Genomic DNA, 17,897 nt, shown 5'->3' with positions numbered 1-17,897 from the left:
GCGCAGATGGCGATCGTCTCTCCGAAAACGCGTTTGGTCTATTACGACGTGACGAAGGTCGGCAGCACCTCGATCAAGGAGTTGTTCTACCGGATCGAAACCGGCACGCCCTTCGTTCCAAGGCCCAACAAACTGCTCAAGCGTTTGCGCCAGCGCTTTCGCGGTCAGGCCCCGATGTCGGCCTGGACAAATGTGCACAAGGTACCCTTCCTGCGGACGCACCCGTTCGACCCCGACCCCGAGGGCGCGGAGGGCTTTCACAAGTTCGCGGTTGTGCGCGACCCGATCGGGCGCTTTGTGTCGGCGTGGCGGGGCAAGATCGCGAACCGGGTTCACGGCAAGGCCCATCCCGAACGGGCCGCGTTCCAGAAACTGGGGTTGCCCGCGGCACCCGATCTCGGAACGCTGATCGACCATATCGACAGCTATCGCGAGGTGAGCCCCAACATCTTCATCCACACCACCCCCTTCGCCTGGCACCTCGGCCCCAGTCTCGGGTTCTTCGACTCGATCCATCGGATCGACGCCATCGCCCCGCTCGAACGGCTGATCAGTGACCGGTTCGGCACGCCGGTGACGATGCCGACCGCGAACAGTTCGCGCCCCCCGGCAAGCGATGCGCGGCTGACCCGGGCACAGATTGACCGATTGTGCCAGATTACCGAAGGCGACTACGTTCTGCTGCAAGACCATTACCGCGTCGAGGATGCGATCGACCGGCTGGAGTTGAAAACTTGACCTCCGCGATACCAAGAGGCACGTCGTCATGAACGGGAGGCCGACCCGGAGCGCCCATGCACCGCAGCGACATCATCGAGATCCTCGACGGCACGCATCCGCGTGTCGGTCGCCGCGTCGCGCTGGCCCTTTACGCGCTGATCGTGATTTCGGGCGTGGTCATCGCGCTGGAAACCCTGCCTGCCCTGCCGCCCGAGCTGCGGCAGGCCCTGCGCTGGGGCGAGGCCGTGATCCTCGCGCTTTTCGCGGTGGAATATGTCACGCGGCTGATCTGTTCGCCGCGCCCGCTGCATTACGCGGTCAGCCCGTGGGGCATCATCGACTTCATCGCCATCGTCCCGGCGGTGGTGTTCCTGTTTCCCGATCTGGTCACGGTCCGCTCGCTGCGCCTGTTGCGCCTGGTGCGGCTGCTCAAGCTTTTCAAGGCGAACCGGGCGCTCGACCGCATCGCGCGCGCCTTCGAGCAGACCAAGGCCGAGCTACTGATCTTCAGCTTCATCTCGACCGTGATCCTGTACCTGGCCGCCGTCGGCATCTACCATTTCGAGCGCGAGGCGCAGCCCGAGTTCTTCGGCTCGATTCCCGCAAGCCTGTGGTGGGCGCTGTCGACGCTGACCACGGTGGGTTATGGCGATGTCTACCCCGTCACGACGGGCGGGCGGATCTTCACGGGCTGCGTCCTGCTGGTCGGCCTTGGCGTCGTGGCCGTGCCCGCGGGCCTGATCACCGTCGCCCTGATCGAACAGACGCACGAGGAACGGGCGGCGCAGCCGTCCGAGACACGTCACACCGAAACCCCGCAATCCAACACGGAGGATGATCTGACATGAAAACCACCACCAAGCTCCTGGCCAGCGCAGCGCTGGCCACCGCGACCCTTGCGGGCGCGGCCACCGCACAGGACGACCCGTTCCAGGTCGGCTTCATCTATGTCGGCTCGGTCGGCGATCTGGGCTGGACCTACGAACACAACCAGGGCCGCCTGGCCGTCGAGGAGCATTTCGGCGACGCCGTCGAAACCGTCTATCTCGAGAACGTGCCCGAAGGTGCGGATGCCGAGCGCGCCATCACCCAGATGATCCTCGGTGGCGCCGACATGGTCTTCACCACCTCCTTCGGCTACATGGACCCGACCAACGCGGTCGCGGCCCAGTTCCCCGATGTCTATTTCGAGCACGCCACCGGCTACCGCCGTGACACGCCGAACGTTTCGACCTACTCGGCCCGCTTCTACGAGGGGCGCGCGGTGATCGGCCATATCGCCGGCCACATGACCGAAAGCAACATCATCGGCTACATCGGCTCCTACCCGATCCCCGAGGTCATCCGCGGCATCAACTCGGCCTTCCTGCATGCGCGCGAAGTGAACCCCGATGTCGAAATGCGCGTCGTCTGGGCCTATACCTGGTTCGACCCCGCCGCCGAGGCCGACGCGGCCCAGGCGCTGATCGACGCGGGCGTGGATGTCCTGATGCAGCACACCGACTCGACCGCGCCGCAGACCATCGCGCAAGAGGCGGGCATCATCTCCTTCGGGCAGGCGTCTGACATGTACCAGTTCGCCCCCGCCCCGCGGGTGTCTTCGATCATCGACAACTGGGCGCCCTACTACATCGCCCGCGTCGAAGCGGCGATGAACGGCACCTGGGAATCGATGGACACCTGGGACGGCATCGGCCCGGGCATGGTCGAAATCGGCGAGATGACCGACGCCATCCCCGAAGAGGTCCGCGCCTCGGCCACCGAGCTGATGGAGGCGATCGCGGCAGGCGAGTACCACCCCTTCACCGGCCCGATCAATCGCCAGGACGGCACCGCGTGGCTGGCCGAGGGCGAAGTGGCCGATGACGGCACGCTGGCCGGCATGGATTTCTACGTCGAAGGCCTGACGGGCGAGATCCCGAACTGATCGCTGACGCGAAGCGACACGATCCGAAAGGCCCGCGCCCGACGCGGGCCTTTCCCGTTTCCGGGGTTGCGTCCCACCCCCCGATCCGCCCCCGCCAAGCCCCATCTTTATCCTTCAAATATGCATCGGCGCGACAGCGCCGGCGCCACGAGGGGCTCGATGCCCTGCGTGGCGCCCCCCTGCCCCTTGCAACGGCGCACGACCCGTGCAACCAAACCGAAATGATTTATGATTTCATCGTTATCGGCGGCGGTATTGCCGGCACCTCGGCCGGCGCGCGCCTCTCGGAATTCGGTCGTGTCCTCCTGCTCGAAGCAGAGACGGCACTCGCCTACCATGCCTCTGGTCGGTCGGCCGCCCTCTACGAGGCGAATTACGGGCATCCCGTCACCATCGCACTCAACGAGGCCTCGCGCCACGACCACCAGACACTCGATGGCGGGCTGCTTTCGCCGCGCGGGCTGATGCTCCTGGCCGGACCCGGAGAAGAGGGACGCTTCGAACGCGATCGCGAGACGATGGAATTGCCGGAGATCGCGGTGGACAAGGCCTGCGAGATGGTTCCGATCCTCGACCCGTCCCATGTGCGGCGCGCCGCCCATCACACGGAGGCCTGGGATGTCGATACCGACCGGATGATCCAGGTTTTTGCCCGCCAGATCCGCGCCAACGGGGGCACGGTCCAGACCGGTGCGCGCGTCAGCGCCATCGCCCGCGTCCGCAGGACCTGGCAGGTCAGCGTGGGCGACACGGTCCACGAGGGCAGGAAGCTCGTGAACGCCGCCGGGGCCTGGGCCGACCAGGTCGCCACCATGGCCGGGATCGGGCCCATCGGGCTGAAACCGCTGCGCCGCTCGATGGCGCGCATGCCTGCGCCGGGCGGCCACGATGTCTCGGGCTGGCCGATGCTGCTGGGGACCGGCGAAAGCTGGTACGCCAAGCCGGATGCCGGCGCGTGGATCGTCTCGCCCGGCGAGGAAGACCCGGTGGACGAGCCCCATGACGCCTGGCCCGACGACATGGTGTTGGCCGAGGGCATCGCCCGCTATCAACCTTTCGTCACCGAGGAGGTCACGCGCCTGTCCTCGAGCTGGGCGGGCCTGCGCACCTTCGCGCCCGACCGCTGCCTGGTAATCGGGCCGGAGCCCGGACGCCACGATTTCCTTTGGTTTGCAGGGCAAGGCGGCTACGGCTTCCAGACGGCGCCCGCCGCCAGCCGCCTGCTCTCGGAACTGGTTTCGGGCAGCACGCCCAGCCTCGGGCCCGAACTTGTCGCGGCCCTTTCCCCGGCAAGATTGCGCCCGGTCGGGAATCCCCGCGCTTGAAGACCGCCCCCAAGCGGATACCTTTGCCCGTGACATCCGACTCAAGGGAGACACCCATGACCACCCGCCTGATCCTCGCCTCGGCCGTTGCCCTGGCCCTGCCCATGGCCGCCAGTGCCCAATCCGCGCTGGAGCGGATGGAGGCCATGTCGGAAACCATGACCGAGATGACCTATACCGCGCTGGTCGCCGAGATCCCGGCGCTGCAAGGCAACCTGCCCACGGCCGAATGGGATGACGAGATGCGGGCAGCGGGCGAATGCATCCTCGACGGCGTCGAGGACGAGGTGGGCGAAGACGGCGTCAACGAGATGCTCGACAACATGGAGGCCGCCATGGCCAGCGCCACGCCCGAGGGCCTGATGCAGGGCACGTTCCAGCCGGCGCTGCCCGACGGCATCACGGACCAGCAGATGCAGGCGATCTCGAACGAGTGCGGCATGGTCGAGATCATGATGATGCGCATGGCCGAATCCGGCGCCATGTCGATCATGATGGAAAGCGGTCAGTAAGACCGACCCATGACCAGCGAAAGCAATGCACCGGGCGAACAGCCCGGTGCCGCAGGCACGGGCGATGCGCGGCTGTCCGCCCCCTCGGCGCTGCGCAACCGGGATGCGATCCTCGACCACCTGCCACGCTTCGCACCGGAGCGCGGCCGCGCCCTGGAGATCGCCTCGGGCACGGGCGAGCATATCGTGCGCTTCGCCGCCGCGACCCCCGGCCTGACATGGCAACCGACCGAACCCGACGCGGCCCGGCGGGCCTCGATCACGGCCTGGGCCGAGGCAGAGAGCGTGGCGAACATTCTGCCGCCCCTCGACCTTGATGCCGCGCGCCCCGGCTGGGGGGCCGAGATCGGGCCGGTCGACTTCCTGTTCCTGTCGAACCTTCTGCACCTGATCTCGACCGAAGCGGCGGAAGCTGTGCTGACCGGCATCGCCGAGGCCCTGCGCCCCAGCGGCGTCGCGCTGATCTACGGCCCCTTCCTGCGCGATGGTGAAGCCACCAGCGAGGGCGATGCCGCCTTCGACGCGCAACTGCGGGCGCAGGATCCGGCCATCGGCTACAAGGACGTGCTTTGGGTGCTGTCGCATCTGGTCGATCGCGGGTTGCGCGTGATCGAGACGGTGCGGATGCCCGCCAACAACCTGCTTCTGGCGGTCGAACGCGTTTGACACTGGTCAAAGTTGACGGGGCAACGGGCTGTTAAAGCGCGGCCATCCTTATCCTTTTGTGATGGAGTCCCCCAAGATGACATGGACCGACAAGGCCAAAGACATGCGCAACGACCTGCGCGCGCTGAACCGCACGATCCCCGAGGCGACCAAGGGGTTCGGCACCCTGTCCAAGGCGGTCAAGGACGGTGGCGTTCTCGACATCAAGACCAAGGAATTCGTGGCGCTTGGCATCTCGATCGCGGTGCGCTGCGAGCCCTGCATCATTTTCCATGTCGAGGCGGCGATCAACGCGGGCACGACGCGCGAGGAACTGGGCGACGTCCTGGCCATGGCGGTGCAGATGGGCGGCGGCCCGTCGCTCATGTATGCCGCCAAGGCCCTGTCGGTCTATGACGAGATGACGGGCGCCGAGTGAGGCGACCGGCCTGCCCGGGCCGCGGGGGGAGGCGGCCACGAGGCGGGACGTAAAGCAAGGAAACCGTTCGCATTTACCGGCGCGTCCCGTATGGTCGCGCCGGAATTGTTGCTTGATGGATTTTCAGCATGACCGGGTCCGAACCGTTTGCCCCCGAAGGCTTATTCTCCGTTCTCGAAGGCGCGGACGCGCTGGCGCGTCTTGAGCGAGAGGCGGTGCCGCGTGGCACGCGCCTGATCGCCGAAGGCACAGACGCAGACGCGATGTACCTCGTTGAAACCGGGCGCTTCCGCGTCTCGCGCGAAGGGGTGGACCTGGCCGAGATCGGCGCAGGCGGTGTGCTGGGCGAGATCGCGTTCTTCACCGGCCAGCCGCGCAGCGCCGATGTCATCGCCGCCCGCGACTCGGTCGTCGTGCGGGTCAGCCGCGCGGCCTATGACGCGCTCTGCTCCGAGACACCCGGCCTGCAAAATGCGATCAGCGCGGAACTGGCCCAGCGTCTGGCAGCGACCTCGACGCGGGTCGTGCCCGATCCGGGGCGACCGCCCGCGCGCACCTTCTGCATCGTGCCCTCGGCCCATGCACCGCTGCCCGACCGTTTCGTACCCGACCTTGCCGCCGCCATCGGGCGGTTCCACAAGGTCGCCACGGTGACCGAGGCCGAGTTCACCGCCGCGTTCGGGCCGGGGGCCGACCCCGCCAGCCCGGAGGCCATCGCTTGGCTCAACGCGCAGGAACGGGCGGCGGACCTTGTCCTTTTCGTCGCCTCGCCCGAGGCCGAGGCCTGGTCCCGCGCCGCCGTGAAACAGGCCGATCAGGTGATCTTCGTCGCGCAGGCCATCCGCTTCCAGGGCCCGTCCGAGCTGGAGGCGCTGGCGCTGGAGCTGTTGCCCGAAGCGCAGCGCCGGCTGGTCCTGATCCATCCGCACCGGTCGCAAAGCGCCAAGGGCACCGGGCGGTGGTTGGATTCGCGCCCTGTCTTCCTGCACCACCATGTCGCGCTGACGGGCGACGGCGAAGACCTGCGGCGGCTGGCGCGGTTTCTTGCCGGTCAGGCCATCGGCATGGTCCTGTCGGGAGGCGGCGCCTTTGGCGTGGCGCATGTGGGCATCTGGCGCGCCATGCGCGAGATCGGTCTGCCCGTCGATATCGTTGGCGGCACCTCGATCGGGTCGGCCATGGCAGGCGCCATCGCGCTTGGGGTTCCGCCCGAGGATATCGGGCCGCGGGTCGAGGATATCTTCGTCAAGTCCGGCGCCATGCGCCGCGTGACCGTGCCGAGATACGCGTTCCTCGATCACAAGGTGCTGGATGCCGCCCTGCAGGAGCATTACGGCAACGAGCCGATCGAAGACCTCTGGCTGCCCTATTACGCCGTGGCCGCCGATCTGTCGGCCATGGACAAGATCGACATCCGCCGCGGCCCCTTGTGGGAGGCGGTGCGCGCCTCGTCGGCCATTCCCGGCGTGCTGCCTGCATTTTTCAATGCCGAGGGCCAGATGCTGGTCGATGGCGGCTGCATCGACAACATGCCGTTCCGAACGATGCATTCGCTCAAGACCGGCCCGAATATCGTGTCGAACGTGCAAAAGGAAACCGGCACGCGCTACCACGTCGACTACGCGAAACTGCCGGGGCGCGCGGAACTGGTGAAGCGCACGGTGAACCCGTTTTCCAAAAGGGGCGCACCGCGCGCGCCCGGCGTGATCTCGACCGTGATGCGCAGCCTTCTGGTGGGTCAGGCCGATATGCTCAAGGCGATGAACCCCACCGACCTGATGATCCGGCCGCCCGGCCTGAAAGGCGCGGGCTTTTTGGCGTGGAACCAGCACAGGCTGTTCTACGAGATGGCCTACAAGCACGCCGTCGAAACCTTCGCGGCGCTCGACAAGGACGGCAACCCGGCCTTTGCCGCGTTGAAGGCGGCCGCAGGCTGAGCCGGGTCAGACGAGGAAGAAAAGAAGCCCGCAGCTGATCGTCAGGACCAGGGTCAGGGGAATGCCCTGGCGACGTTCGGCGCGGCTGCTGCTGAGGGCATTCGCCACGAAGGACATCGCGAAGAGGACGGCGAACGCCCCAAGCGCCGGGCGCAGCACCACCTGCGGCAGGCTCATCTGGGCGATGTCACCCACTTGCAGGGCGACCGCGACCCCGAACACCGCCAAGAGCGCGACAATCATGCTGCCGATGCGCAGCGCGGGCGGGAGCACGCGATGCGTTCCGCCCCAGGCCATGTTGCCCCAAGGCGTGCCCAGGGCCAGCGCGATCTGGAACAGCGCCAGCCAGCCAAAGCCCGCAAGGGCGAAATACGCGATGATCGTCACCATCCCGCCCGCTTAGCACGGGCGGCATGGGCGCAACATGCGACCGTCAGCCGTCCTTGCGGATCGTGGCGTTGGTCGGGTCATAGGGGCTGTCCTCGACCACCTCGGCATTCCACAGCTGATCGAACATCCGCACTCGCAGTTTGGTGCCGACCTCTGCGAGGTCCGGCTGGACATAGCCCATGCCGATGGATTTGCCGAAGGCCACCGAATACCCGCCCGAGGTCAGGCGGCCCACCTTGGTGTCACCGTCGTAAAGCGCCTCGCGCCCCCACGGGTCGGCATCCTCGGGTCCGTCGATCAGGAGCGTGACGCATTTCGAGCGGATGCCCTTGTCCAGCATCGCGGCCTTGCCGTTGAACTCCTTGTCGAGGTCGACGAAGCGATCCAGCCCGGCTTCGAGCGGCGTGGCGTCCCGGCCCAGTTCGGTGCCGAAGGCGCGGTAGGATTTTTCCTGCCGCAGCCAGTTCTGCGCGCGGGCGCCCACGGGTTTCAGCCCATGCTTCTCCCCGGCCAGCATCAGCTGGTCCCACAGGTAATTCTGCATCTCGATCGGGTGGTGAAGCTCCCACCCCAATTCGCCGGTATAGGCGACGCGGATGGCGCGGACCGGGCACATGCCCAGCTCGATATTGCGCATGGACAGCCACGGGAAGCGCTTGTTCGACAGCACGGTGTCCGGCTGCGCATCCTTGACCAACTCGTTCAGGACGTCGCGCGTTTTCGGACCGGCGATGGCGAAGACGCCCCATTGGGTGGTGACGTCGTGGATATCGACCCAGCCGCCGCCCGCACCCACGAAATCCTCGGCCGCCTTCTTGAGGAAATCGGCGTCATAGGCCGTCCATGCGCCCGCCGACACGCAGTAATATTCATTCTCGGCCAGACGGACGATGGTGTATTCGGTGCGCGTGGTGCCCGCATCCGTCAGCGCGTAGGTCAGGTTGATCCGCCCGACCTTGGGCAGCTTGTTGCAGGTGAAGCGGTCAAGGAACTCTGTCGCGCCGGGGCCGCGCACGAGGTGCTTGGTGAAGGCGGTCGCGTCGATCAGGCCGACACCATTGCGGATCGCCTCGGCCTCGGACTTGGCATAATCCCACCAGCCGCCGCGACGGAAGCTGCGCGTGTCGTGATCGAAGCCCTTGGGCGCATCCTTGGGACCATAGTAATTGGGCCGTTCCCAGCCGTTCACGCACCCGAACTGCGCGCCCATCGCGCGCTGGCGGTCATAGGCCGGCGCGGTACGCAGCGGGCGGCAGGCCTCGCGCTCCTCGTCGGGGTGGTGGAGGATGTAGACGTGTTCGTAGGCTTCCTCGTTCTTGCGCGCGCCATACTCGGTCGTCATCCAGTCGCCGTAGCGCTTGGGATCGAGGCTGGCCATGTCGATCTCGGCCTCGCCCTCGACCATCATCTGGGCAAGGTAGTAGCCGGTGCCGCCGGCCGCCGTGATGCCAAAGCTGAACCCTTCGGCCAGCCACATGTTGCGCAACCCCGGCGCGGGGCCGACCAGCGGGTTGCCGTCAGGGGTGTAGCAGATCGGGCCGTTATAGTCGTCCTTCAGACCCACCTCTTCCGAGGACGGCAGGCGGTGGATCATGCTCATGTATTCCTCTTCGATCCGCTCTAGGTCGAGCGGGAAGAGATCGGCGCGGAAACTGTCGGGCACCTCGTAGAGGAAGCGCGCGGGCGCGTTGCGCTCGTAGGGGCCGAGGATCCAGCCGCCGCGTTCCTCGCGCACGTACCACTTGGCGTCGGCATCGCGCAGAACCGGGTGTTCGGGGTTGCCGTCCTTGCGGTAGGCGACCAGCGCCGGGTCGGGTTCGGTCACGATGAACTGGTGCTCGACCGGGATCGCGGGGATCTTGATGCCCAGCATCCGCGCGGTCCGCTGCGCGTGGTTGCCGGTGGCGGTGACGACATGCTCGGCCTCGATCACGACGGTTTCTTCGGTCGAAATCAGGTTGCCGCCCTTCTCGCCCATCTTGGTGCAGGTGACCTTCCAGTGATCGCCCGCCCACGCGTAGCCATCGACCTGCCACTTGCGCTCAATCATCACGCCGCGCTGGCGCGCGCCCTTGGCCATGGCCATGGTCACGTCGGCGGGATTTATGTAGCCGTCCGTCGGGTGATAGATCGCGCCCTTCAGATCCTCGGTGCGGACCAGCGGCCAGCGCTCCTTGATCTGGGCGGGGGTCATCCACTCGTAGGGGATGCCGACCGTCTCGGCGGTCGAGGCATAGAGCATGTATTCGTCCATGCGCTCGTGCGTCTGCGCCATGCGCAGGTTGCCCACCACGGCAAAGCCCGCGTTCAGGCCGGTTTCCTCCTCCAGCGTCTTGTAGAATTTGACGCTGTAATCGTGGATGTGGCTGGTCGCGTAGGACATGTTGAACAGCGGCAGAAGCCCCGCGGCATGCCAGGTGCTGCCGGAGGTCAGCTCGTCGCGTTCCAGAAGCATCACGTCGTCCCACCCCGCGCGGGCGAGGTGATAGGCGATCGAGGTGCCGACGGCACCGCCGCCGACGACAAGGGCTTTGACTTGGGTCTTCATTCTGGGCCGCTCCGAGCAGGGATTCCGCGTCTGACCTTACCTGCCCGAGCGCGCAAGAAAACGCCTCGCCCAATCGACACAATGTCGCGCGAAAGCGACATGCGCGCGGGCGTCATGCGGATCAGGCCAGCCATGAGGTCATCAAGCGGCGTTAATTGTGGATGAGAGACGGCTGTGGAGCAGCCGCGGCCTCACAGCATGCTCGGCACGACCATGTCGGGCGGGCGGTGCCCGTCGGCGAAGGTCTTGATGTTGATAATGACCTTCTCGCCCATCTCGGCGCGCCCCTCGCGGGTGGCCGAGCCCATATGCGGCAAGAGCACCACGTTGGGCAGTTCCCGCAGGCGGGGGTTCACCTCGCGGCCCTTTTCGAACACGTCGAGGCCCGCGCCCGCGATCTCGCCCGAACGCAGCATGCGCGTGAGCGCGTTCTCGTCGATCACCTCGCCGCGCGAGGTGTTCACGATCACCGCCTCGGGCTTCATCAGCTTCAGCCGCCGCGCGTTCATCAGGTGGAAGGTCGAGGGCGTATGCGGGCAGTTGACCGAGATCACGTCCATCCGCGCGATCATCTGGTCGAGGCTTTCCCAATAGGTCGCCTCAAGATTGCTCTCGATCTCCTCGTGGAGGCGGCGGCGATTGTGGTAATGCACCTGCATCCCGAAGACCGCTGCACGGCGCGCCACCGCCTGCCCGATCCGGCCCATCCCGAGAATGCCGAGGCGCTTGCCCGCGACCCGTCCGCCCATGAAGGCGGTGGGCGACCAGCCCTGCCAATTGCCCGACTGCATCACCGCCATGCCCTCGGGCACGCGGCGCAGGACCGACAGGATCAGCGCCATCACCATGTCGGCGGTGTCATCGGTCATCACGCCGGGCGTGTTCGACACCAGGATGCCGCGCTGGCGCGCCGTGGCCACGTCGATATGGTCCACGCCAGCGCCGTAATTCGCGATCATCTTCAGCCGTTCGCCCGCCTGCCCCAGCATTCCGCCGTCGATGCGGTCAGCGATGCAAGGCACCAGGATATCGGCCCGGTTCATGGCCGAGACCAGCTCGGCCTTGCTCATCGGGTGGTCGTCCTCGTTCAACTCGACGTCGAACAATTCCTTCATCCGCGTCTCGACTGCCTCGGGCAACCGTCGCGTAACGACAACACTCAAGCGCTGACCTGGCATTCGATCCCTTCCTTCGCTGGCAATCCGCCCTGTCCCGTGACACTCTCCGATCCATCGGAACGGCGCAAGGCGTCAGCCCGGCACCGCGACAAAAGCGGCAAGAAAAAATACGATGGAACGGTGCGGAACCCGCAACAGAACGGGTCCGCGCATTGGAGGCAGAGCGTGGCAGGATTTCCCAAGAAGGCCGTGATGGGCCTTGTCTTTCTGTTGAGCCTTACCGCCGGCGCCGTGTCGCTGGCCCAGCAATCGGGTGAGGGAGAGGCGCGCCGCCTGCCGCCCGCGCTGCACCCCGCCCCCCGCCCCGAGATCGTCCAGGCCGCCGCCGAGGCCACCGCCCCCGCCGCGCGCGCCACGCCGCAGCGGACCGGACCTGTCACCGGCTTTCCCCTGCCCCGCTTCGTGTCCATGCGTGCCTCCGAGGGCAATGCGCGGCGCGGCCCATCGCGCAGCCATCGTATCGACTGGGTTTTCCAGCGCCGCGACATGCCGGTGATGATCGTGGCCGAACATGGCCATTGGCGCCGCGTGGTGGATCGCGACGGGGCCGGCGGCTGGATGCATTACTCGCTTCTGTCGGGCGTGCGCACCGCGATCGTCGAGGAAGACATGCTGCCGCTTTACGCCCGCCCCGATCCGGCCAGCCCCGTGCGCGCCCGCGCCGAGCTTGGCGTGATCGGACGTCTGCGCGAGTGCCAGCCCAACTGGTGCCTGATGGAAGTGGCCGGCTATCGCGGCTGGGTTCGCAGCGCGGCGCTTTGGGGAGTCGAGCCGGGCGAGACCTTTGAATGACGACCGCGACACGGCGGCGTTCACAACCGCGTCAACCCGTCTCGACTTTGGCCGCCTGTTTAGCCACGTGGAGGCCATGACGACACTCCGTGCGCTCCTCATTATGGCTCTGGCCGTGCTTCTCTTGCCGTGGGGGGCCTATACGGGCGTGGCCGCTGAACAAGGGCGCGACGTTGTGGTCGCAGCAAGCGCCGGGCCCGAGACATTCCCTGCCGCGGTCGCCTCGCTGACATCGACGAAACACTGCCGCGCGGCGGTTCTGCCCGGCGCGCCCTGCGCGTCCGATATCCTGCCTGGCGACGACATCGTGCTGAGCGATGATCCGTCGCGCGCCGAAAGCCCTGACCTCGGGGATGGCCCGACGATCAAGGGCCGCAGCATGTCGCCCCCACGGTCCCCGCCCCGCCCGTCCTGATCCGACCGCCGGCGCGCCGCGCCTGTTTCCGTCAGATCGAAGGACCACATCATGTTGACCCGTCGAAGCTTCACGTTTCTCTCCTTGGCGAGCGGCCTGACTGCCTGTGTGCAACCGCAGGACAACGCCGTCACCCGCGCCGAAAGCGTCTCGGCCGTGCCACCACCGCCGCCTATGCCCGAATTCTACGGCGCCATCACCGACGAGCCTTTCCCCATCCCCGCAATCCCGCCCGGCAGCGTGCGGCCCGAGCTATGGCGCCAGGAGGTCGCGAACCCCTGGCCCGAACGTGTACGCGGCACGATCGTCGTCGATCCGGATGCAAGGTTGCTGTTCTTTCTCCAAAGCCCAGACCGCGCGATGCGCTACGGTGTCAGCGTGGGGGCGCAGGGCTTTTCCTGGAGCGGCACGGCCCGGCTGCAATTCCGCCGCGAATGGCCACGCTGGAAGGTGCCCGACAGCATGATCGAGCGACAGCCCGAGCTGGAGCCCTACTCGGTGGCGAATGGCGGCATGGACCCCGGCCCCGGCAACCCGATGGGGGCCCGCGCCCTCTACCTGTTCCAGAACGGAGAGGACACGCTTTACCGCATCCACGGCGGCGCCACACCCGAGGGCTTGGGCCGCGCCGTGTCCTCGGGCTGTATCCGCATGCTGGACCAGGACGCGATCGACCTGCATGACCGCGCCATACACGGCGCGGACGTGATCGTCTTTCCCTCGATACAGGCCAGCGACGCCCCGCCGCTCTACTGACGCGGTCCCGCCCCGATCTGTCGGTCGGGGCGGCGCGATCCTCAGGCCGCGTCCAGCAGACCCCGCCCCTTGAGCAGGGCCTCGACCCCCGGCATCCGACCGCGGAACGCGGTATAGAGCGCATCTGCCTCGGCCGAGCCGCCGGCGGACAGGACATGCTGTTCCAGTTTGGCCGCGAGGGTTGCGTCGAACGGGTCGCCGACCTCTTCGAAGGCGGCGAAGGCGTCGGCATCCATCACCTCGGACCACATGTAGCTGTAATATCCCGAGGAATAGCCGTCGCCCGCGAAGACATGGGCGAAATGCGGCGTGGCGTGACGCATTCCAATTGCGTGCGGCATCCCGATCCGCGCAAGGGTTTCGGCCTGCGCCGCCATCGGGTCGGCGGGCGCGGCGCCGTCGTGGAAATCGAGATCGACCAGCGCGCTGGCGACATACTCGACCGTCTGGAACCCCATGTCATAGGTCTGCGCCGCCAGCAGGCGATCCAGCAACTCCCGCGGCATCGCCTCACCGGTCCTGGCGTGGCGGGCGTGTTTTTCCAGCACTTCGGGCACTTCCAGCCAGTGTTCGTAAAGCTGGCTGGGCAATTCCACGAAATCGCGCGCGACGCTGGTGCCGCTGATCGAGGCATAGGTCACGTCCGACAGCATCTGGTGCAGCGCGTGGCCGAACTCGTGGAACAGCGTGCGCGCGTCGTCATAGGACAGAAGCGCCGGGTCGCCCTTGGCGAAGTTGCACACGTTCACCACGATGGGCCGCACCTCGCCGCCCAGTTTCTTCTGGCTGCGCATGGCCGAGCACCACGCGCCCGAGCGCTTGGAGCCGCGCGCGAAATAGTCGCCGATGAAAACGGCCATGTGCCGCCCGTCGCGTGTCACCTCCCAGGCCCGTGCATCGGGGTGATAGAGCGTGACGTCGAGCGGGCGGAACTCCAGCCCGAACAGGCGGTTCGCGCAATCGAAGGCGGCGTCGATCATCGCGTCGAGTTGGAAATAGGGCTTCAACTCCGCCTCATCGAGGTCATGCTCGGCCAGTCGCCGTTTCTCGGCGTAGTAGCGCCAATCCCACGGCTCCAGCGGGCCGTTCACGCCCTCCTCGGCCATCATCTTCGCCAGCACATCCGCATCGGCCTCGGCCGCCGCCTTGGCGGGCGACCAGACGGCCATCAACAGGTCGCGCACCGCCTCGGGCGTGCCGGCCATCTCGGTTTCCAGCTTGTAGGCCGCGAAGCTCTCGTAGCCGAGCAGTTTGGCGCGTTCGTCGCGCAGGGCCAGAACCTCGGTCGCGATGTCCCGGTTGTCGGTCTCGCCGCCGTTCATCCCGCGCGCGGCCCAGGCGCGATAGGCCGTCTCGCGCAGGTCGCGGCGGGGCGAGAATTGCAGGAACGGCACGATCAGCGACCGCGACAGCGTCACGACCGGGCCATTCGCGCCCTTCTCGTCGCCCGCCTCGCGCGCGGCGCTGACCACGAAATCGGGCAGGCCTTCGAGGTCTTCTTCGGCAAGCTCCATGAACCATCCCGCCTCGTCGGCCAAGAGGTTCTGTGTGAACTCGGTCCCCAGCACGGACAGGCGGCTTTTGACCTCGGTCAGCCGCTCCCGCGCCGCGCCTTCCAGCGCGGCGCCCGAACGAACAAATCCGCGATGAGTCAGGTAGAGCACGCGCATCTGCTCGTCAGTCAGGCCCAGGGTATCGCGCCGCTGCCAGAGGTCGTCGATCCGTCGAAACAACGCCTCGTTATTCACGATCTCCGAGGAATAGGCCGAGAGTTTCGGCGCGAACGCGCGCTGCAATTCCTGGCGTTTGGGATTCGAATCCGACCCGGCGAGGTTGAAGAACACCCCCGCCACCCGGTCGAGCGTTGCATCCGCCAGTTCCAGCGCCTCGATCGTGTTGGCGAAGGTGGGCGGCTCGGGGGCCTCGGCAATCGCGCGGATCGCGGCGCGCCCGTCCTCCAGCGCAGCCTCCATGGCCGGGCCGAAATGCGCATCCTCGATCTTGTCGAAGGGCGGCAGGTCGAACGGCGTGTTCCAGGTTTCGAGCAGCGGGTTGGTCATCGGGGCAAACTCCTTTGCCCCGATAGATAGGCCAGCCCAAGGCTGGCGACGAGGGGTTATTCCACCGTGATCGTGATCTGATCGCTGGTGACCGGCGGCGAATGCGGCACGTGGTTCATGTCGCCCAAGACCAGTTGCAGCCTGTGCTGCCCCGGTTCGAGATCCAGTGTCACTTCGGTCTGGCCCGCGCCGAAATGGCGGTGGTTGTCATCGGCGGGCAGCGAAGAAAGCAACTCGTCTGCGCCATCCGGCCCTTCGCCCAAAGGCGCGCGGTCCACAAGCAGGTGATGGTGCCCGGTATGCTCGGCCTCGGTGCCCGCGGGGGCCACGCCCATGCCGCTCAGGCCGAAGCGAACGGTAAGGGGTGACGTGGCAGTCGCACCGTCCTCCAACCCGATGAAATAGACCTCTGCCCCCTCGGGCGCGGCCATTCCCTGACCAAACGCGGGGCTGGCGATGGCGAACAGTGATGCAACAAGAATTTGTTTCATGGCTATACCTCCCTTTACGTAAGGTAAGGTAGCGGCCACGGACACCAAGTCACGTTATCCGTCGGTCCTTTGCCCCTGCGCGCGCAACCGCCGCTCCAACCGGCGCAGCAGCAGCGACAGGGTCACCGTCATCGTCAGGTAGATCAGCGCGACCACGTTGTAGGTCTCGAAATAGCGAAAGTTCGACGCCGCCGTGACCTTGCCCAGTTGCGTCACGTCGAGGACGCCCAGGACCGAGACCAGTGAACTGTCCTTCACCATGGCGACGAAATCATTGCCCAGCGGCGGCAGGATCGTGCGGATCGCCTGCGGAAAGACGATATGCCGGAACCGCTGCCAGCGGTTCAGGCCAAGCGCCTGTGCGGCCTCGATCTGGCCGGGGTCGACCGATTGCAGGCCCGCGCGGAATACCTCGGCGATGAAGGCGGAGTAGCCGATCGCAAGGGCGATGATCGCCCGCCAGAGCAGCGGGAAATCCCGCGTGCGGATCGTGGCCCAACCGATCTCCTCGGCCAGCCGGTTATAGCCCGCCACCAGCGCAGGCGCGAAAACGAAGGCGACGTACAGCAGCAGAACCAGGATAGGGATACCGCGGACCACCTCGATGTAGAACCGCGCCACCTGCCGGAACAGGAGCGCCCGCGACAGGCTCATCACCGCCAGCAAAAGGCCCATGGCCGAGGCCATCGCGAACCCCACCAACGTCACCATGACGGTGATCAGGATGCCCCGCCGCAGCGTGTCCAGCACCTGCAGGTACATCTCGTCGGTCGCGATGCGCCACGCAGCCACGCCGCCCAGCAACACAAGGGCCACCAGCCACCACGGGAAGTCACGGTCGGGGGGAGAGGTCGGGATCATCGGGCAATGAAAACGCCGGTCCGCGCGGGACCGGCGCCTCGGTCATGGAGCGTTGCTTATTCGCCCAGCACGTACTCGACGAACCAGCGCTGGTCCAGTTCCTCCAGCGTGCCGTCGGCGCGCATCGACTCGATGGCGGCGTTGAAAGGCTCGACCAAGTCCGAGCCGTTGGGAAAGATGAAACCGAATTCCTCGGTGCCCAGCGGCTCGCCCACCACCATCAGCGCATCGGGATTGGCATTGATATAGCCCTGCCCGCCCGCGCTGTCGGACAGCACCATGTCCACATCGCCCGCGATCAGGGCCTGAATGGCAGCGGGGATGGTTTCGAACAGGACAAGGCGCGGGTTGGCCTCGTTGCCGTCCAGCACGTCATAGACGCCCACGTAGAAGGGTGTCGTGCCCGCTTGCGTGCCAAGCAGCAGGTCCTCGTCGGCGGCGAACCCGGCGGCATCCTCGAACCGGTCCTCGTCCGCGCGCACCAGCATGCGCATCTGGCTGACCATGTAGGGCGCGCTGAAATCGACCAGTTCGTCACGGTCTTCGCGGATCGTGATGCCGGTCATGCCCATGTCGTACTGCCCCTCGGCCACGGCCGGGATCATCGCTTCCCAACTGATGTTCTCGATGAGGGGCGTGATGTTGATCCGCTCGGCGATGATGGCCAGCGCGTCGTATTCCCAGCCGATTTCATGGCCCGAGGCCGGGTCGATGAATTGCAGCGGCGGATAGGCGTTCTCGGTCACGACGACCACCTCGCGCCCTTCAAGGTCGGGCAGGCCCTGTGCGGCGGCGGCAACGGGGGTAAGCAGGCCGAACGCGGTCAGCGCGGCAAGGAAACGGAACATGGCGGAACTCCCTGGCTGGTTTTGGCCCGAGTATGCCCGCCCGCGCGGCCCGG

18 protein-coding genes are annotated in these 17,897 nt (G+C 66.6%); 11 read left to right on the top strand and 7 right to left on the bottom strand.

Annotation, left to right across the window (positions count from 1 at the left end; all coding sequences use genetic code 11):
• Nucleotides 1-6: 6 nt before the first annotated feature.
• The 8 genes from ABD923_RS00790 to ABD923_RS00755 all read left to right on the top strand — a co-directional run bounded on the left by ABD923_RS00790 (nt 7) and on the right by ABD923_RS00755 (nt 7,505).
• Nucleotides 7-738 carry a sulfotransferase family protein gene (locus tag ABD923_RS00790; RefSeq protein ID WP_259547227.1) on the top strand — a complete coding sequence of 244 codons (732 nt, stop codon included), beginning with the start codon at nt 7-9 and terminating at the stop codon, nt 736-738.
• Nucleotides 739-794: 56 nt separating this feature from the next.
• The gene (locus ABD923_RS00785) at nt 795-1,568 is read left to right on the top strand and encodes an ion transporter (RefSeq protein ID WP_259547228.1); all 774 of its coding nucleotides are present in this window, start codon (nt 795-797) and stop codon (nt 1,566-1,568) included.
• Nucleotides 1,565-2,647, top strand: a complete 1,083-nt coding sequence (locus ABD923_RS00780; protein WP_259547229.1) for a BMP family ABC transporter substrate-binding protein — start codon at nt 1,565-1,567, stop codon at nt 2,645-2,647. The genes ABD923_RS00785 and ABD923_RS00780 overlap by 4 nt, the downstream gene beginning before the upstream one ends.
• Before the next feature lie 224 nt (nt 2,648-2,871).
• Nucleotides 2,872-3,972, top strand: a complete 1,101-nt coding sequence (locus ABD923_RS00775) for an NAD(P)/FAD-dependent oxidoreductase (RefSeq protein WP_259547452.1) — start codon at nt 2,872-2,874, stop codon at nt 3,970-3,972.
• Nucleotides 3,973-4,028: 56 nt separating this feature from the next.
• The gene (locus tag ABD923_RS00770; protein WP_259547230.1) at nt 4,029-4,484 is read left to right on the top strand and encodes a hypothetical protein; all 456 of its coding nucleotides are present in this window, start codon (nt 4,029-4,031) and stop codon (nt 4,482-4,484) included.
• 9 nt (nt 4,485-4,493) lie between these two features.
• Nucleotides 4,494-5,150: a class I SAM-dependent methyltransferase gene (locus ABD923_RS00765; RefSeq protein ID WP_259547231.1), complete on the top strand. Its 657-nt coding sequence runs from the start codon at nt 4,494-4,496 to the stop codon at nt 5,148-5,150.
• Nucleotides 5,151-5,226: 76 nt separating this feature from the next.
• Entirely contained in the window at nt 5,227-5,568 is a 342-nt protein-coding gene (locus tag ABD923_RS00760) for a carboxymuconolactone decarboxylase family protein (protein WP_259547453.1), read from the top strand.
• 128 nt (nt 5,569-5,696) lie between these two features.
• Complete coding sequence (locus ABD923_RS00755; RefSeq protein ID WP_259547232.1) at nt 5,697-7,505, top strand: patatin-like phospholipase family protein; 1,809 nt, start codon at nt 5,697-5,699, stop codon at nt 7,503-7,505.
• Between the two features lie 6 nt (nt 7,506-7,511).
• Here the strand turns inward: ABD923_RS00755 and ABD923_RS00750 are convergent, their stop codons facing one another.
• The 3 genes from ABD923_RS00750 to ABD923_RS00740 form a co-directional block, all read right to left on the bottom strand.
• On the bottom strand, nt 7,512-7,895 hold the full coding sequence (locus ABD923_RS00750; RefSeq protein WP_259547233.1) for a hypothetical protein: 384 nt from the start codon (nt 7,893-7,895) through the stop codon (nt 7,512-7,514).
• A gap of 43 nt (nt 7,896-7,938) precedes the next feature.
• Complete coding sequence (locus ABD923_RS00745; RefSeq protein WP_259547234.1) at nt 7,939-10,443, bottom strand: GcvT family protein; 2,505 nt, start codon at nt 10,441-10,443, stop codon at nt 7,939-7,941.
• 191 nt (nt 10,444-10,634) lie between these two features.
• Nucleotides 10,635-11,621: a 2-hydroxyacid dehydrogenase gene (locus ABD923_RS00740; RefSeq protein WP_259547235.1), complete on the bottom strand. Its 987-nt coding sequence runs from the start codon at nt 11,619-11,621 to the stop codon at nt 10,635-10,637.
• Nucleotides 11,622-11,786: 165 nt separating this feature from the next.
• Here ABD923_RS00740 and ABD923_RS00735 point away from each other — a divergent pair, with 165 nt between their 5' ends.
• From ABD923_RS00735 to ABD923_RS00725, 3 genes are all read left to right on the top strand, one after another.
• A complete protein-coding gene (locus ABD923_RS00735) occupies nt 11,787-12,413 on the top strand; it encodes an SH3 domain-containing protein (RefSeq protein WP_259547236.1) in 627 nt (208 codons plus the stop codon).
• Between the two features lie 76 nt (nt 12,414-12,489).
• Complete coding sequence (locus ABD923_RS00730; RefSeq protein ID WP_345229378.1) at nt 12,490-12,828, top strand: hypothetical protein; 339 nt, start codon at nt 12,490-12,492, stop codon at nt 12,826-12,828.
• A gap of 51 nt (nt 12,829-12,879) precedes the next feature.
• Nucleotides 12,880-13,584, top strand: coding sequence for a L,D-transpeptidase (locus tag ABD923_RS00725; protein WP_259547238.1), 705 nt, complete (start codon nt 12,880-12,882; stop codon nt 13,582-13,584).
• A gap of 41 nt (nt 13,585-13,625) precedes the next feature.
• On the opposite strand, the gene ABD923_RS00720 is transcribed toward ABD923_RS00725, so the two are convergent.
• From ABD923_RS00720 to ABD923_RS00705, 4 genes are read right to left on the bottom strand one after another with little or no spacing between them, the layout of a single operon-like run.
• A complete protein-coding gene (locus tag ABD923_RS00720) occupies nt 13,626-15,644 on the bottom strand; it encodes a M3 family metallopeptidase (protein ID WP_259547239.1) in 2,019 nt (672 codons plus the stop codon).
• 56 nt (nt 15,645-15,700) lie between these two features.
• On the bottom strand, nt 15,701-16,135 hold the full coding sequence (locus tag ABD923_RS00715; protein ID WP_259547240.1) for a DUF4399 domain-containing protein: 435 nt from the start codon (nt 16,133-16,135) through the stop codon (nt 15,701-15,703).
• 54 nt (nt 16,136-16,189) lie between these two features.
• Nucleotides 16,190-16,996, bottom strand: coding sequence for an amino acid ABC transporter permease (locus ABD923_RS00710; RefSeq protein ID WP_259547241.1), 807 nt, complete (start codon nt 16,994-16,996; stop codon nt 16,190-16,192).
• 56 nt (nt 16,997-17,052) lie between these two features.
• Nucleotides 17,053-17,844 (bottom strand): substrate-binding periplasmic protein, encoded by a 792-nt coding sequence (locus ABD923_RS00705; RefSeq protein WP_259547242.1) that lies wholly within the window; start codon nt 17,842-17,844, stop codon nt 17,053-17,055.
• Between the last annotated feature and the right edge of the window lie 53 nt (nt 17,845-17,897).

It is taken from the genome of [Roseibacterium] beibuensis (assembly GCF_039542305.1).
GTDB classification, from domain to species: Bacteria; Pseudomonadota; Alphaproteobacteria; order Rhodobacterales; family Rhodobacteraceae; genus Roseibacterium; species Roseibacterium beibuensis.
Note: the sequence above shows the minus strand (reverse complement) of the source record. Positions and strands in the feature narration are given on the sequence as shown.